This is a genomic window from Sphingomonas bacterium (assembly GCF_903642285.1).
Classification (GTDB): domain Bacteria; phylum Pseudomonadota; class Alphaproteobacteria; order Sphingomonadales; family Sphingomonadaceae; genus Sphingomonas.
This window is the reverse complement of sequence record NZ_CAHJWJ010000006.1, coordinates 99,319-115,504: the sequence shown is the minus strand read 5'-3', so window position 1 is coordinate 115,504 and position 16,186 is coordinate 99,319. Positions and strand designations below refer to the sequence as shown.

At 67.3% G+C, this 16,186-nt stretch carries 15 protein-coding genes; 8 read left to right on the top strand and 7 right to left on the bottom strand.

The genetic code is table 11. The features are described from left to right. Positions 1-135: 135 nt before the first annotated feature. The 4 genes from HUU99_RS04945 to rsmA all read left to right on the top strand — a co-directional run bounded on the left by HUU99_RS04945 (position 136) and on the right by rsmA (position 5,680). A complete protein-coding gene (locus HUU99_RS04945; protein WP_254602937.1) occupies positions 136-2,409 on the top strand; it encodes an LPS-assembly protein LptD in 2,274 nt (757 codons plus the stop codon). A 73-nt stretch (positions 2,410-2,482) separates the two neighbouring features. Continuing rightward, positions 2,483-3,841, top strand: coding sequence for a peptidylprolyl isomerase (locus HUU99_RS04940; protein ID WP_254602931.1), 1,359 nt, complete (start codon positions 2,483-2,485; stop codon positions 3,839-3,841). A gap of 10 nt (positions 3,842-3,851) precedes the next feature. Next, positions 3,852-4,856 (top strand): 4-hydroxythreonine-4-phosphate dehydrogenase PdxA, encoded by a 1,005-nt coding sequence (pdxA, locus tag HUU99_RS04935; RefSeq protein ID WP_174285459.1) that lies wholly within the window; start codon positions 3,852-3,854, stop codon positions 4,854-4,856. After that, entirely contained in the window at positions 4,853-5,680 is an 828-nt protein-coding gene (gene rsmA / locus HUU99_RS04930) for a 16S rRNA (adenine(1518)-N(6)/adenine(1519)-N(6))-dimethyltransferase RsmA (RefSeq protein ID WP_254602930.1), read from the top strand. The genes pdxA and rsmA overlap by 4 nt, the downstream gene beginning before the upstream one ends. Here rsmA and HUU99_RS04925 read toward each other — a convergent pair. From HUU99_RS04925 to guaB, 3 genes are all read right to left on the bottom strand, one after another. Beyond that, complete coding sequence (locus HUU99_RS04925) at positions 5,667-6,167, bottom strand: tetratricopeptide repeat protein (RefSeq protein ID WP_174285458.1); 501 nt, start codon at positions 6,165-6,167, stop codon at positions 5,667-5,669. The two genes, rsmA and HUU99_RS04925, sit on opposite strands and share 14 nt — an antisense overlap. Positions 6,168-6,198: 31 nt before the next feature. Beyond that, a complete protein-coding gene (locus HUU99_RS04920) occupies positions 6,199-7,386 on the bottom strand; it encodes an RsmB/NOP family class I SAM-dependent RNA methyltransferase (protein WP_174285457.1) in 1,188 nt (395 codons plus the stop codon). A gap of 441 nt (positions 7,387-7,827) precedes the next feature. Beyond that, positions 7,828-9,285 carry an IMP dehydrogenase gene (guaB, locus tag HUU99_RS04915; protein ID WP_174285456.1) on the bottom strand — a complete coding sequence of 486 codons (1,458 nt, stop codon included), beginning with the start codon at positions 9,283-9,285 and terminating at the stop codon, positions 7,828-7,830. 292 nt (positions 9,286-9,577) lie between these two features. On the opposite strand from guaB, the gene HUU99_RS04910 reads away from it, so the two are divergent. The 3 genes from HUU99_RS04910 (at position 9,578) to HUU99_RS04900 (ending at position 12,765) form a co-directional block, all read left to right on the top strand. Further along, entirely contained in the window at positions 9,578-10,564 is a 987-nt protein-coding gene (locus HUU99_RS04910) for an SPFH domain-containing protein (RefSeq protein WP_174285455.1), read from the top strand. Positions 10,565-10,714: 150 nt separating this feature from the next. Next, complete coding sequence (locus HUU99_RS04905; protein ID WP_174285454.1) at positions 10,715-11,170, top strand: NfeD family protein; 456 nt, start codon at positions 10,715-10,717, stop codon at positions 11,168-11,170. Continuing rightward, a complete protein-coding gene (locus HUU99_RS04900) occupies positions 11,167-12,765 on the top strand; it encodes an alpha-glucosidase (protein ID WP_174285453.1) in 1,599 nt (532 codons plus the stop codon). Before HUU99_RS04905 ends, HUU99_RS04900 begins: the two co-directional genes overlap by 4 nt. Here the strand turns inward: HUU99_RS04900 and HUU99_RS04895 are convergent. The 3 genes from HUU99_RS04895 to HUU99_RS04890 form a co-directional block, all read right to left on the bottom strand. Then, positions 12,762-14,051, bottom strand: coding sequence for an MFS transporter (locus tag HUU99_RS04895; protein WP_254602929.1), 1,290 nt, complete (start codon positions 14,049-14,051; stop codon positions 12,762-12,764). The two genes, HUU99_RS04900 and HUU99_RS04895, sit on opposite strands and share 4 nt — an antisense overlap. After that, entirely contained in the window at positions 14,048-14,776 is a 729-nt protein-coding gene (locus tag HUU99_RS15490; protein WP_254602928.1) for a Crp/Fnr family transcriptional regulator, read from the bottom strand. The genes HUU99_RS04895 and HUU99_RS15490 overlap by 4 nt, the downstream gene beginning before the upstream one ends. Positions 14,777-14,899: 123 nt before the next feature. Beyond that, positions 14,900-15,103, bottom strand: a complete 204-nt coding sequence (locus HUU99_RS04890) for a hypothetical protein (protein ID WP_174285488.1) — start codon at positions 15,101-15,103, stop codon at positions 14,900-14,902. 181 nt (positions 15,104-15,284) lie between these two features. Between HUU99_RS04890 and HUU99_RS04885 the strand changes: the two genes are divergently transcribed. After that, a complete protein-coding gene (locus HUU99_RS04885; protein WP_174285451.1) occupies positions 15,285-15,446 on the top strand; it encodes a hypothetical protein in 162 nt (53 codons plus the stop codon). A 78-nt stretch (positions 15,447-15,524) separates the two neighbouring features. Here HUU99_RS04885 and HUU99_RS04880 read toward each other — a convergent pair whose 3' ends face one another. Beyond that, positions 15,525-16,130, bottom strand: a complete 606-nt coding sequence (locus tag HUU99_RS04880; RefSeq protein ID WP_254602927.1) for a S24 family peptidase — start codon at positions 16,128-16,130, stop codon at positions 15,525-15,527. Positions 16,131-16,186 lie beyond the last annotated feature (56 nt).

Sequence of the window (16,186 nt, the reverse complement as noted above, 5' to 3'; positions counted from 1 at the left end):
AGGCTGTAGGCCGGTTCGCCGCGCAGGGTAAAGCGCGGACGATTGCAGCGCGGTCGATCGGGTGCGATAGGCGGATCGTGGTGCGTGGCCGTTCGGGACGGCTTGCGTGTTACCGCAGGGGGTTGGTTCAGGATCGTGTTGCGTTTCGATCTGTTGGCAGGCTGTGCGTCGGCACTCGCTCTCGCCGCCATGCCCGCCGGTGCGCAGGACCTGCAGTCGCGCGCGGTCGCCCCACCGCCGCCACAGACGCAACCCGCAGCGGGAACGCCGCCGTCGGATACCGCCCCGCCCGTGCCCGACGATCAGGTGCAGTTCAGCGCCAATGCGTTGGAATATGATACCAACACCGAAGCCGTCACCGCGACGGGCGACGTACGGATGTACCGCACCGGCAACAGGCTGCGGGCCGACAAGGTCGTCTGGAATCGCAAGACCGGCAAGGTCGTGGCGACCGGCAATGTCGCGGTCACCAACCCGCAAGGCGATGTCGCCTATGGCGATTCGATCAACCTGACCGATTCCTTGAAGGACGGCATGGTCGACAACATGCTCCTGGTACTGGAACGCGGCGGACGGATCGCGGCGCGAACCGGGACTCGCGCCGAGGACGGCACGGTGAATTTGCGCGACGCCGCCTACACGCCGTGCGCGGTGACCAACGCGGCGGGATGCCCGAAGGAGCCGTCCTGGAAGATCACGGCGGTGCGCGTGACGTATCGCCCCGACCGGCAGCGCATCTATTTCGCGGGCGCTCGGATGAACCTCTTCGGTTTGCCGACGGTGCCGCTACCGGTATTCTCCACTCCGGTCGGGGGCGGGAACGAACGCGGGTTTCTGAGCCCCGACATCCGGCTGGAGGCGGTCAACGGCCTGCAGATCGCCACGCCTTATCATTTTTCGTTCGGGCCCGATCACGGGCTGACGGTCACGCCGCATATCTTCACCGCGGTTCTGCCCATGCTGCAACTCGATTACCGGTCACTGGGCGAGATGGGCGCATATCGCATGACCGGATACGTCACCGCCAGCCGGCGCAGCGACGATATTACCACGACGGGCGCCAGCACCGATACCGAACAGGCACTTCGCGGCTATATCGACGGGGTCGGTCGCTTCCAACTGTCGCCCGACTGGAGCGTCGGCGTGTCGATCCGCTACACCTCGGACCAGACCTTCCTGCGCCGCTACGAGATTTCGAGCGACGACGTGCTTCGCAACACGGTGAGCGTCGAGCATATCGATGCCGACAGCTATTTCTCGATCACCGGCTGGGCGGTGCAGACGCTGCGCGTGAACGACGTCCAGGGCCAGCAACCCGTCGCACTGCCCGAAATCGACTATCGCCGCCGGATCGACGAGGACCTGATCGGCGGCCATTTCATGGTGCAATTGAACACGCTCGCGCTGACCCGCAGCGAAGGCCAGGATACGCAGCGCGCCTTCGCCAGCGTGGAATGGGACCTGCGCAAGCTGACGCGCTGGGGCCAGGAGGTGACGTTCACTGCGTTTGCACGCGGCGATCTGTACAATACGGGCGATGTCGCAGCGACCGACGTGCTCGCCTATCGCGGATTGCCGGGGTTCCACACCCGGGCGATCGGTGCGCTGGCAGTCGATATCAAATGGCCGTTCGTCGGCAATTTCCTTGGCGGTACGCAGCGTTTCACCCCCCGTTTCCAGATCGTCGCCGCGCCGAGCATCGATAACAGTTCCGTTCCAGACGAGGATTCGCGCGCGATCGATCTGGACGACAGCAACCTGTTCTCGCTCAATCGTTTCCCCGGGTATGACCGGTTCGAGGATTCGAGCCGCGCGACATATGGCGCGGAATGGGCCGTCGATCTGCCAGGACTGACGTTCGACACCGTGATCGGTCAGAGCTACCGCTTGAACGACAGGCCATCGATCTTCTACCCCGGCACCGGCCTGTCGGATCGCCTGTCCGACATCGTCGGCCGAAGCGAACTGCGCTACCGCGATCTCGTCTCGATCGTCGCGCGGTACCGCATCGACAAGGGAGATTTCGCTTTGCGGCGCAACGAAGTAGACGCGACCATCGGTTCGCGGTCGACCTATATCCTGCTCGGCTATCTCCGGCTCAACCGCAATATCGATCCCGTCTACGAGGATCTGGCGGATCACGAGGAGGTCCGCGTCGGCGGTCGTGTCCAATTTTCCCGCTTCTGGTCCGCATTCGGGTCCGCGGTGGTCGATCTGACCAACCGCGTTGAGGATCCGCTGTCCACCGCCGACGGATTCCAGCCGATCCGCCACCGGCTGGGGGTGCAATATGAGGATGATTGCCTGCGGCTGGGCTTTACGTGGCGGCGCGATTACCAGACAACGGGCGATGCGCGCGCCGGCAACGGATATCTGTTGACGCTGGCCTTCACCAATCTCGGTCGCTAAGCCCCGGTTCAGCCGCCGCGCGGCAATGAAACGGGTCGCCGGTGCCGGCGCGTCGATGGGGTATGGAGCGATCGTGAAGCATTTCTACCGTTCGGACGCCGTCGGCCGCAAGGCGATGGGCGCCGTGATGCTGGCACTGATGGCCGGCGGTACGATGGCGCAGACCGTGCCCGACAACAGCGTACCGTCGACCGGGCTCGACATCCCCGCGAACCTCCAGATCTTCGGCAAGCTCGACCCCAATATCCGCAAGCCGACCGCGGTGGTGAACGAAACCGTCATTACCGGGACCGATGTCGATCAGCGCGTCGCGCTGTTGGCGGTGGCGAACGGCACGGCGCTGTCGCCCGAGGATCGCGACAAGCTGAAGCTCCAGATCCTGCGCCAGCTGATCGACGAGACGCTTCAGATCCAGGAAGCCAAGGTCAGCGACATCACCATCACGCCCGAAGAGATCGCGCAGAGTTTCGACCGGGTCGCGAAGAATTTCGGGCGTACGCCGGCGGCGATGCGTACCTTTCTGCGCGAAGCCGGATCGTCCGAACGCTCGCTCACGCGCCAGATCGAGGCCGAGCTGGCATGGCAGCGCTATCTGCGTCGCAAGATCGAGCCGACCACCAACGTGAGCGACGAGGAAGTGAAGGGTATCCTGGCGCGCCTGCAAGAGGCGAAGGGCACCGAAGAATATAACGTGAAGGAGATATTCCTCAGCGCGACCCCCGCGAACGGACAGCAGGTCTACGCCAATGCCCGTCAGTTGGTGCAGGAAGTCCAGAAGGGCCAGCAACCGTTCGAGTATTTCGCGCGCACCTATTCCGAGGCCACGACCAAGGCGGTCAACGGCGACCTGGGCTGGGTGCGGACAGCGCAATTGCCCGATCCGCTCGCCGACGCGCTTCGCACCATGCAGGTAGGCCAGGTGGCCGGACCGATCGAGCTGCCCGGCGGGTTCTCGTTGCTGTACCTGACCGACAAGCGCCAGGTGCTGACCGCGGATCCGCGCGATGCGCGCCTTAGCCTGAAACAGCTGACGATGCGTTTCCCCGCCGGTACGACGCAAGCGGAGGCGACCACGCGCGCCGCCGCATTCGGCAGGGCCACGCAAGCGCTGCAGGGTTGCGGATCGGTCGAGAAGGTCGCGGCGGCGATCGGCGCGGAGGTCGTGGACAACGACACCGTCCGTATCCGCGATCTGCCGGCGCAGTTGCAGGAAATCATGTTGAAGCTGCAGGTCGGCCAGTCGAGCCCGCCCTTCGGATCGCCGCAGGACGGCGTCCGGGCGCTGGTCCTGTGCGGTCGCGACGATCCGAAGTCCGGGACGCTGCCCCGTGCCGATCAGGTCCAGGACCAATTGGAGCAGCAGCGCGTCAACCTGCGTGCGCAACAGAAACTGCGCGATCTTCGCCGCGACGCGATCATCGATTATCGCTGAGGACCGCATCATGGATGTCGCACCGCTTGCCGTATCGATGGGCGACCCGGCCGGGATCGGGCCGGAGATCATCGCCAAGGCTTGGGTGGCGCGGCGCGAACGATCCCTGCCGCCCTTCGTGGCAGTCGGTGATATCCGCGCGGTCGCCGCGGTCTGGGACGGCCCGACCCGGTCGGTGACGGATATGGCGGAGGCGACCCGCGTTTTTTGCGACGCGTTGCCGATCCTGTCGATCGACGAAGGGAGCGACGGCATCCCGGGGTCGCCCGATGTCGAGGGCGCACGCTGCGCGCTGCATGCGCTGGAAATGGCGACGGGGCTTGTCCGGTCCGGCGCGGCGCGGGCGCTTGTGACCGGGCCGGTGGCGAAGGCGCAGCTCTATGCGATCGGATTCACGCATCCCGGCCAGACCGAATTCATCGCCGAACGCTGCGGGATCGCTGGCGAGAATGCGGTCATGATGCTCGCGGGGCCCGGCTTGCGCGTGGTACCGATCACGACTCACGTCGCACTTGCCGAGGTGGCGGGGCTGCTCGATGTCGATCTGATCCTCGCCAAAGCGCGCGCCACCGCCCGCGGGCTTCATCGCAATTTCGGGGTCGAACGCCCACGGCTCGCCTTTGCCGGGTTCAATCCGCACGCCGGCGAACAGGGCGCGATCGGGCGTGAGGAGATCGACCTGCTCGAACCGGCCATCGCGATCCTGCGCGACGAGGGTATCGACGCGATCGGCCCGTTCGCCGCGGACACCATGTTCCACCCGAGAGCACGCGCCAAATATGACGTAGCTCTGTGTTGCTACCATGACCAGGCGCTGATTCCGATCAAGACGCTGTATTTCGACGACGGGGTCAACATCACGCTCGGCCTGCCGATCGTCCGCACCTCGCCGGACCACGGCACGGCGTTCGGGATCGCGGGTCGCGACGTGGCCAATCCGGGCGCGATGATCGCCGCGATCGCGATGGCGGGCGAAGCGGCGGACCGCCGGAGTCGCGACGCCGCGGCGGCGTGAGCGACACGCCGCTATTGCCGCCGCTGCGTGACGTCATCGCGCGGCACGGGTTGGCCGCAAGCAAGGCGCTTGGCCAGAATTTCCTGTTCGACGGGCAATTGCTGGCGCGGATCGCGGCAGTGCCGGGCGATCTGCGCGATGTCCCGGTACTGGAGGTCGGTCCGGGTCCGGGTGGATTGACTCGCGCGCTGCTGGCGGCGGGAGCGCGGGTGACGGCGATCGAGCGCGACCGGCGTTGCATCCCCGCGCTCGCCGAGCTGGCGGCGGCGTATCCCGGCCGGCTGACCGTCATCGAGGGCGATGCGCTGTCGATCGATGCGCCCGGACTGTTCACGCGGGCACCGCATATCGTCTCGAACCTGCCGTATAACATCGGCACCGCGCTGCTGGTGAGCTGGCTGTCGGCGGCGTGGCTGCCATGGTGGCGGTCGCTGACGCTGATGTTCCAGAAGGAGGTCGCGGACCGGATCGTCGCGACGACCGATGGCGATGCCTATGGCCGGCTGGCGGTGCTGGCGCAGTGGCGATCGACCGCGCGGATCGCGATGCCGGTCCACCGATCCGCCTTCACCCCGCCGCCCAAGGTCATGTCCGCGGTCGTCCATATCGTTCCCGCCGATGCGCCGGACGGCGTGGCGCTGGCCGATCTCGAACGGTTGACCGGCGCGGCGTTCGGGCAGCGGCGCAAGATGCTGCGGCAAAGCCTGAAACCCGTGCCCGGCGCGCTCGCCGCCCTGGAGGCGATCGGCATCGACGCGACGCGGCGGGCGGAGACGCTGTCGGTCGCCGACTTCACCGCGCTCGCGCGCGCTATTCGGGCGTAGCGGCCGGCTTCTTGTCGGCCATCGCGGTCGAGACCGGCGGCCCCTTGGCGATCGTCGCCGCCAGCGTCGTGGCGGGGGTGCAGTTCGTCTTGCACAAGGTCCTGATCTTCGCGAGATTCGCCTGCGCCAGCGTCACCGCGCCCTTGGCGACCAGCGCCTCGCCCTGCCCCTCGAGCGCGGCGACGTCATTGGGTTCGAGCAGCAGCGCCTCGCGGTAGAGCCGGATCGCCTTGCCGGACAGCCCGAGCCCCTGCGATATCTGCGCGAGTTCGACAAAGGCCGCGCGGTTCCGCGGATCGACGGCCAGCGCGGTCTCCAGCGTATCGGTCGCGGCATCGACATTCCCGGCCGCCCGTTCCGCCCTGCCCTGTGCCAGCAGCGCCAGCGAACGCTGGTCGATCTGGTCGTCGGGACGCTGCCCGTGAAGCGAGGTCGATACGCAGACGATCGTCAGCGCGACGGCGAGGGCAACGGAGGAATAACGCATGATCGGCTCCGGACGAAACACGAGGGACCGGCTAGCACGGTGCCCGCAGGCGCGCGACAAAAAAGCCGTCGGTGCCGTCGCGCGCCGGATCGAGCCGCCGGCCCGCGCCATGCGATCGACCCGCGGGCAGCGCCGGCGGCTCGGCGATCCAGCGCGGATGCGCGGCGAGGAATGCGTCGACCTGTTCCGCCCCTTCCGCATCCAGCAGCGAACAGACGATATAGGCGAGCGTACCGCCCGGCCGCACCAGCGTGGCGGCGAGCGCCAGCAGCCGGGTCTGCGTCATCGCCAGCCGGTCGATCCGATCGGGCGTCAGCCGCCACCGCGCCTCCGGATTGCGCCGCCAGGTGCCGGTACCCGAACACGGCGCATCGACCAGCACGCCGTCCGCGGTCCCGACCCAGTCGCCCAGCGCCTCGGCTTCGCGGTTCGGATCGAGCAGCAGCGTTTCGACGATCGTCACCCCCGCGCGCACCGATCGTGGTTTGAGCCGCGAAAGCCGCGCCCGGTCGACATCCGCGGCGAGCAACACGCCCTCGTTCGCCATCGCCGCAGCCAGCGCCAGCGTCTTGCCGCCCGCGCCCGCGCACAGATCGACGATGCGGTCGCCCGGCTTCGCGCCCAGCGCCATGCCGACGATCTGGCTACCCTCGTCCTGCACCTCGACCAGCCCGTCGCGATAGACGGGCATGGCCTCGACATTGCCGCCGCGCCATAGCCGCAGGCCGTCCGGTGCGAAGGGGGTCGCCTCGACTTCGGGCAACATCGCCAGCACGTCCTCGCGGCTCGCTTTCAGCCGATTGACGCGCAGATCGAGCGGCGCGCGGCCGACCAGCGCCGCCATCGTCTCCGACGAGACGCCCGAGGCGACTAGGGTCTCCACCAGCCAGTCCGGTGCCGAGCCCGCCACCGCGCGCGGTTCGTCGGCCTCGATCGGTGCGGGGCCGTGCACGCTGCCGTCGAACGTCGCCGCCAGCGCGGGGTCGTCGTCCGCCAGCGCCACCATTGCCGCCCGCCCGCCCGTCGGCCGCTCGCCCGCGCGCCGGATCGCGGCATAGACCAGATCGCGCACCGCCCGGCGGTCCTTCGCGCCGGCATAGCGCCGGGTACCGAAATAGCGCGACACGAGCGTGTCCGCGGCGGCCCCGCCTTCGCTGGCGGCGGCGATCACTTGGTCGAGGATCTCGACCGCGGCTTCCGTTCGTGCGGCCGGGGTCATGCGGCTAAGTTTACAAAGGTTATGGTGGTGCGCGAAATTCCGCCGACCCCTTCACACCTCCCCGGCGCAGGCCGCGGACCAGTTGCCACGGTGGTCGATGAGCGACCATCCCGCCTTCGCAACTGCCTTGAAACTGGGCCCCGGCCTTCGCCGGGGTGGGGATAGATGCTTGGGATCGGCGCAAACATCGTTGCTCGCGTGGCCGTTCGTTCGGACACAGGTCCTCCACCCCGGCGAAGGCCGGGGCCCAGTTGCCATCGTCGTCGAAGAAAGGGCATCGCGCCACCGCAAGTGCCCTGCAACTGGGCCCCGGCGTTCGCCGGGGTGGCCAGGTAGTCAGATGGCAATGGTTCCACACATGGCCGTAGCGAAAACGTACAAGCTGCAGAAAATTGGGTCATTCCCCCGCCCTGACACGTCCTACCCGTGTAGGACATCCCCTCAGCGCGTCGGATAATTCGGGGCCTCGCGCGTGATCGTCACGTCGTGCACATGGCTCTCGGTCAGCCCCGCCCCGGTGATCTGCACGAACCGTGCGCGCTGCTGGAGGTCGGGGATCGTCGCGGCGCCGGTATAGCCCATCGCCGCGCGGACGCCGCCGACCAGCTGGTGGATGACGTCACGCGCCGGGCCCTTGAACGCCACCTGGCCTTCGATCCCTTCGGGCACCAGCTTCATCTGGTCCTTGATATCGCCCTGGAAATAGCGATCCGCCGAGCCGCGACCCATCGCGCCGACCGATCCCATGCCGCGATACGCCTTGTAGCTGCGGCCCTGATACAGGAAGGTTTCCCCCGGTGCTTCCTCGGTGCCCGCGAGCAGCGATCCGATCATGCAGGAGGATGCGCCGGCCGCGAGTGCCTTGGCGAGATCGCCCGAGGTGCGAAGGCCGCCATCCGCGATCACCGGGACGCCCGATTTCTGCGCTTCTTCCGCCGCGTCCATCACCGCGGTCAGTTGCGGCACGCCGACGCCAGCGACGACGCGGGTCGTGCAGATCGAGCCTGGCCCGATCCCGACCTTGATCGCATCGGCACCCGCGCCGATCAGCGCCTTCGTGGCCTCCGCCGTGGCCACGTTGCCGGCCATGACCTGCACCGAATTGCTCAGCCGCTTCACCCGTTCGACCGCGCGCGCGACATCGATATTGTGGCCATGCGCGGTGTCGATGACGATCAGATCGCATTCGGCATCGACCAGCGACTGGGTACGCTCGAACCCGCGGTCGCCGACCGTAGTCGCGGCGGCGACGCGCAGGCGGCCCGCGCCGTCCTTCGTCGCATTGGGATAGGTCACCGCCTTCTCGATGTCCTTGACCGTCACCAGCCCGACGCAGCGATAGGCTTCGTCGACGACCAGCAGTTTCTCGATCCGGTGCTGGTGAAGCAGCCGCCGCGCTTCCTCCTGACCGACGCCCACCGCGACGGTGATGAGGTTGTCATGAGTCATCAGCTCGCTGACCGGCTGACGCGGGTTCTCGGCGAAGCGGACGTCGCGGTTGGTCAGGATGCCTACCAGCCGTCCGCCCGCCTCGACCACCGGGATACCGCTGATCCGGTGCCGGGCCATCAGCCCCTGCGCATCCGCCAGCGTCGCGCTCGGCAGGATCGTGATCGGGTTGACGACCATGCCGCTTTCGAACCGCTTCACCGCGCGGACCGCGTCGCATTGCTCCAGCACTTCAAGGTTCCGGTGAAGGACGCCGATGCCGCCCAGCTGCGCCATGACGATCGCCATGTCCGCCTCGGTCACCGTATCCATCGCAGCGGAAATGACCGGGATGTCGAGCGCGATCCCGCGCGTCAGCATCGTGCGCGTGTCCGCCTGGCTGGGAAGAACGCTCGACTCGCCCGGCACCAGCAGCACGTCGTCGAAGGTGAGGCCGAGGCGGATGTCCATTGGGTGCCGGTTCCTGCGCGTGTGGAAGTGGCGGGCCATGTAACCAAAGCGGGGGGGGTGCGCTAGGGGGCGAAGAGGGCCGGCCCTACCGTGCGCCACCCCGGCGAAGGCCGGGGCCCAGTCGCGCAGGTTGCCGTTGGAAAGCGCTTCCCCCGCCAAGCGGCACCTTGGCAACTGGGCCCCGGCCTTCGCCGGGGTGGCGGTTTGATTGCCGAAGTGACGGTTGGAATACTCGTTCGACGGTGATTGCCGGCGCTGCTAGGATGAGCCGACCAACCAAAGGGATTCGCCAATGGGCCTGATCGCTGTCGCACTGCTGCTGGTGCTCGTGCTGTTCTACCTGATGAATTCGATCAAGATCGTCCGTCAGGGCTATCAATATACGATCGAGCATTTCGGCCGTTTCACCACCGTCGCGCGGCCGGGGTTCAATTTCTACCCGGCGTTCTTCTACCGTGTCGGCCGCAAGGTTAACATGATGGAGCAGGTGATCGACATCCCGGGTCAGGAGATCATCACCAAGGACAATGCGATGATCTCGACCGACGGGGTCGTGTTCTTCCAGGTGCTGGACTCAGCCAAGGCGGCATATGAGGTGTCGGACCTGTATCTCGCGCTCCTACAGCTGACGACGACGAACCTGCGCACCGTCATGGGGTCGATGGACCTGGACGAAACGCTGTCCAAGCGCGACGAGATCAACGCGCGGCTGCTGACCGTCGTCGATCACGCGACGGTGCCCTGGGGCGTCAAGATCACCCGCGTCGAGATCAAGGACATCCGCCCGCCCGCCGATATCGTCAACGCGATGGGCCGGCAGATGAAGGCGGAGCGAGAGAAGCGCGCGAACATCCTCGATGCCGAAGGCACGCGCGCATCGGAGATCCTGCGCGCCGAGGGGCAGAAGCAGGCGCGCATCCTCGAGGCCGAGGGTCGCAAGGAATCCGCGTTCCGCGACGCCGAGGCGCGCGAGCGCGCGGCGCAGGCCGAAGCGACGGCGACGAAGGCGGTGTCGGAGGCGATCGAGGGCGGCAGCACGCAGGCGATCAACTATTTCATCGCGCAGAAATATGTCGAGGCGATCGGCAAGTTCGCGACATCGCCCAACGCGAAGACGATCCTGTTCCCGGTCGAGGCGACCCAGCTTATGGGGACGCTGGGTGGCATCGGCGAACTGGCACGCGACGCGCTGTCGGTGGTGCCGCCAAAGGCGGGCGTGCCGGCCAAGCCCGCGCCTGCACCTGCCAAGCCGGGGCCGTTCGAGCTGCCGGGAGCTTAGGGTCCGCGTCATGGTGCAAGTTTTGCGCCCCACCCCGGCGAAGGCCGGGGCCCGGTTGCGGAACGATCGTGACGGCGCGATGCGCTCAGTTACGAAGACCATCGCAGCTGGGCCCCGGCCTTCGCCGGGGTGGGCTAGAATGTGCGCGTCATGACCCTCGACTCCATCGGCGGCCCGAGCGGTGCGTGGCTGATCGCGGCGGTCGCGCTCGGCGTCGCCGAACTCGCCGCGCCCGGGCTGTTCCTCGTCTTCCTCGCGATCGCCGCCGCGATGACCGGCGTCGCGCTGCTGGCACTCCCCGCGCTGCCGGTCGCGGCCCAGCTCGTGTCGTTCGCGGCGTGGAGCGGGGTCGCGGTGCTGGTCGGGCGGCGCTGGTACCGGGACTATCCGGTCGAGAGCAGCGACATGCTGCTCAACGACCGCTCGGCGCGGCTGGTCGGCACGATCGTGGTCGTCGATACGCCGATCGTCGACGGCGCGGGCCGGGTGAAGGTCGGCGACGGCGGCTGGCCGGCACGCGGCCCCGATGCGGCGGCGGGCGAACGATTGCGCGTCGTCGCGGTCGAGGACGGCGTGGTGCTGGTCGATCGGCCGGACGGCGAATGACGGCACGTCCCTGGTGGCTTGGCGCGGTGATCTACCAGATCTATCCGCGCAGCTTCGCCGACACGAACGGCGACGGGATCGGCGACCTGCCGGGCATCACCGCGCATCTGGATCATGTCGCGAGCCTCGGCGTCGATGCGATCTGGCTGTCGCCCTTCTTCACCTCGCCGATGAAGGATTTCGGCTATGACGTGTCCGATTACCGCGACGTCGATCCGATCTTCGGCACGCTTGCCGATTTCGACGCGCTGATCGGCCGTGCGCATGCGCTGGGCCTGAAGGTCGTGATCGACCAGGTCTATGGCCACACCTCGGACGCGCATCCGTGGTTCGAACGAAGCCGCGTCGATCGCACCAACCCCTTCGCCGACTGGTATGTCTGGGCGGATGCGAAGCCCGAGGGCAGCCCGCCGAACAACTGGCAATCGGTGTTCGGCGGCCCGGCCTGGACCTGGGACGCGCGGCGCGGGCAATATTATCTCCACAATTTCCTGCGCGAACAGCCGCAGCTGAACGGGCACAACCCGGCGGTGCAGGACGAACTGATCGCGACCGCGCGCTTCTGGCTCGATCGCGGCGTCGACGGGTTCCGGCTGGACGCGATCAACTTCGCGATGCACGACCCGGCGCTGACCGACAATCCGCCCGCCCCGGACGACGGCACGCCGCGGACGCGGCCGTTCGATTACCAGCTCCATCAATACAATCAGAGCCACGCCGATATTCCCGCCTTTCTGGAACGGATACGGCGGTTGCTCGATGGCTATCCGGGCGATCGCTTCACGGTGGCGGAGGTCGGCGGTGCGCAGAGCGACCGCGAGATGAAATTGTTCACCCGGGGGCATGATCGGCTGAACAGCGCCTATGGCTTCGATTTTCTCTACGCACCCGCGCTGGTACCTGCCCTGGTCGCGGAAGCGCTGGGTCGATGGCCGGCAACGCCTGGCGAGGGCTGGCCGAGCTGGGCGTTCGAGAACCACGATGCGCCGCGCGCGGTTTCGCGCTGGATCGATCCCGAACACCGCGCCGCCTTCGCACGGATGACGATGCTGCTGCTGCTGTGCCTGCGGGGCAATGTGTTCCTATATTATGGCGAGGAACTGGGCCTGACGCAGGTCGATGTCCCGTTCGCCGATCTGCAGGATCCGGAGGCGATCGCCAACTGGCCGCGGACATTGTCGCGCGACGGTGCGCGAACGCCGATGCCGTGGCGCGGCGATGCGCCCTTTGCCGGCTTCTCCACCACGAAGCCGTGGTTGCCGGTCGGGGCCGATCACCCGGCACTGGCGGTGGACGTGCAGGAAGCCGATGCCGGATCGCTGCTATGGCTGACCCGGCGCCTGGTGGCGTTTCGCCATGCCTCGCCGGCATTGTCGGTGGGAACGCTGTCGGTCGTCGAGGCGGGCGTGCAGCTGCTGGCGTTCGAACGGCAGGCGGCGGGGCAGAACCTGCTGTGCGTCTTCAACCTGGGAGCAGAGCCCGTCGATTGGGCACCGGACGAAGCGGATCGATGGCGGATCGCCGAGCGGGTGGATGACGGCGACGGCTGGCGGCTGACGGGATACGGCGCGCTGGTTGCCGAACGCGCGTCCTAATCCTCCAGGATCCGGCTGGTATCGCGCGTGTCGGGCATCCGCAGATACGTCACCAGCGACACCGCGATCATCGCTGCGACATACCAGTAGAAGCCGCGCTCCAGCCCGGCCTTCTTCAGCCCCAACGCAACATATTCGGCCGTGCCGCCGAACAGCGCGTTGGCCAGCGCATAGGGCAGCGCCACGCCAAGTGTCCGGATATGCGCCGGAAACAGTTCCGCCTTCACCACCGCGTTGATCGCGGTATAGCCGCTGACGATGACGAGCGCCGCCAGGACCAGCGCGAACGCCGCATAGGGCGAGCGGACCTGTTCCAGCGCCAGGAAGATCGGTACCGTCGCCAGCGTCCCCGCGACACCGAACCCGACCATCAGCGGCTTGCGCCCGATCCGGTCGGACAGCGCGCCGAACGCCGGCTGGAGCAGCATGTACAGCGTCAGCGCCGTGGTCATGATCCAGGCCGCGCCGGCGCGCGGGAAACCGGCGGAGTTCACGAGGAATTTCTGCATGTAGATGGTGTAGGCGTAGAAGGCGAGCGTACCCCCCGCGGTCAGGAACAGCACGGTGGCAGCCTCGCGCGGGTGATCGCGGAACAGCGCCAGACCGCTCGATCGCGGCGTGTCCTTCGCGGCCGCGTTCCGGAAGCTTTCGGTCTCGAGCAATCCGCGCCGGATGCGGTAGACCGCGATCGCGAGCAGGCCGCCGATCGCGAACGGGATGCGCCAACCCCATGCGTCCAGTTGCTGGGCACTTAGGATCGATTGCAGCACCAGCAGCACGCACAAGGCGACGAGCTGCCCCGCGATCAGCGTGACATATTGGAAACTCGAAAAGAAACCGCGCCGCTCCCGCCCCGCCATCTCGCTCAGATACACCGCGCTCGCGCCATATTCGCCGCCGACGCTAAGCCCCTGCAGCAGCCGCGCGAATACCAGCAGCGCCGGCGACGTCCAGCCGATCGCCGCATAGCCGGGCGCGACCGCGATCAGGAACGCCCCCGCGCACATCAGCGTGACCGAGATCGTCAAAGCCGCTTTGCGCCCATGGCGATCGGCATAGACCCCCATCGCCCAGGCACCGATCGGGCGCATGACGAAACCGACCGCGAACACCGCCGCGGTATCGAGCAATTGCTGGGTCCGGCCGCCCGCGGGGAAGAACACGCCGGCGAAATACAGTCCGAACGCGGAAGAGGTGTACCAGTCGAACCATTCGACCAGATTGCCCGCCGATCCGCCGACGATCGATCGCAGACGCTCGGTGCGGGTCGGCGATGGCGCGCTCACCTGCCGGTCAACTGTCCTGCCGATCCGTAGAGATAGCCCGGATCGAACTCCGCCACCAAGGCGAGCCCCTTGGCGTCCAGGATCTTGGCGACGCCGTCGCGGAAGTGCAGCAGCCCGGACTCGCGCAATACCCTGAGCGTCCGGTTGACGTGCACCGGCGTCATCCCGCACGCCTCGGCGAGATCGGCCTGGATCATCGGCAGCGCGAAGCTGCCGTCCTTCGCCAGCCCGACCATCGCGAGCCGTTCGTGTAGCTCGCAGAAGAAATGCGCCAGGCGACCCGTCGAATCGAGCCGCCCGAGCCGGAAGATCCATTCGCGGTGCATCGCCGCGTCGAGCAACGTCGAAAACCACAGCATCCGGGTCAGATGCGGTGCCTGTTCGATGATCTTTTCCAGTGTCGTATGTTCGAACGTCGCGATCGTCACCGGGCTGAGCGTCGCCACGTCGTGATCGAGCCAGCGCATCGGGAAGGCGTGAAGATCGACGAAATCCCCCGGCACATGGACCGCGACCAGTTGCCGGTGGCCTTCGCGGTCATCCATGTACCGGCAGATATAGCCGTCGAGCAGCAGCGTGCTGTGCGATACCGGCTTGCCGGCGCGGACCATCAGATAGCGGGCGGGCAATGTCTGAACGCCGTCGACCGCATCCTCCAGCATCGCACGCTCTTCCTCTGTCAGGTCGCTTCGTCCGCGTCCCATCAGAAACCGTTCGGTCAGCATTTATGCCCCTCTCCGCGCATTTATCGCGTCGCGCGCACACCTTGCCGGTGTTGTCGTGCTTGTCCAGCATAGTCGAGCGGTCGTCCCCCGGGGGTGGCCGGAGGAGGTCCTGCGCGCCCGGTATCAGTGTACGGTACCGATGGCACGGGATGCGGTCATCACGACGATCAGCCGTTCGGTCTGACGCCAATGACAGAAACGGATATGGTTGCCGATGTCGCGGCTGCGATCCGCGCGCTCCGCGGCCTCGACGCCGGCCTGCGCCCCGAACGATGCGATCAGATCGGTGGCGTCGCTCACGATCCGTATGTCGGCGATATAGGGCATGTCGGACATCGGCGCTCCTGCGGTCGCCCGAATCGCTACACGCCGCGTGCCAATGTCCGCGCACCGGCGGCAACCGCGACGGGCGAAGGTAAACGCGCCCCATGCCCGCGCACCGTCGCCGTCCCGCCGATCCCGCAACGGGACGCTGGTGTCCCGTCCGGGGACGTGGCAGGGCCCGCCGATGGCCACGTCCTCCCCCTCCGCCGGCGGCATGCCGATCGCGATCGGTGCGATCGTCGGTGCGGCGATCGGCTTCGTGTTCGGCGAGGCGACGCCGGGGTTCCTGATCGGCATCGCGCTCGGGATCGCGGTCGCGCTGCTGATCTGGTGGCGCGGGCGGTAGGCGGTTCGTCGGCCCAATGTAATGATTGGTTGCCCGTTTCTTCATTTACCCCCCCCGGCCTCCGCAGGGGGGAAGTCGTTACCGCGTCGCGCGCATCTGCCACACCACCCGCCCAAGGATTGCGACTTTCCCCATCGGAACGGGCGGTGCTGCCGGATTGTCGCTGGTCAGCACGAAGCCGCCGGGTCCGGGCGTCAGGCGCTTGACCATCACCGCGTCGTCGATCCGGACGACATGCACCCCTGCCCGCGCCGCGGCCGGCACCGCCGTATCGATCAACACCCAGTCGCCGTCGAACAGGCCCGGCTCCATCGATGTACCGCGAACGCGAAGCATCGCAGCCGAGTCGGGCGCGACGCCGAGCTGGCGGAGCAGCCGCCGATCCACCGCATCGGCACCGAGCATGATTTCGCGATCGACCAGCGCCCCCGGGCCGGCGGATGCGGCGATCGACAGCCGCGGCACGGACACGGTCGACGAAGGCACCGCCGCCGCCGCCGGCGCACCGAGCACCGACTCGGCGACCCCCAGATAATCCGCGAGCAACCGCCGTTCCCGTTCGGGCAAACGCTGCGGCGTTCCGCGCGACACATATTGCTGCAGATACGCGACGTTGCGCCCGAGCATCCGCGAAAGCGCCGACAGGCTGGCCCCGCTTGCCGTCGCATACGCCCGCAGCGCCACTCTTGGATCGGTTTCGGACACATCTCGACCGATAACGCAGGAATTTTCCTAGACAA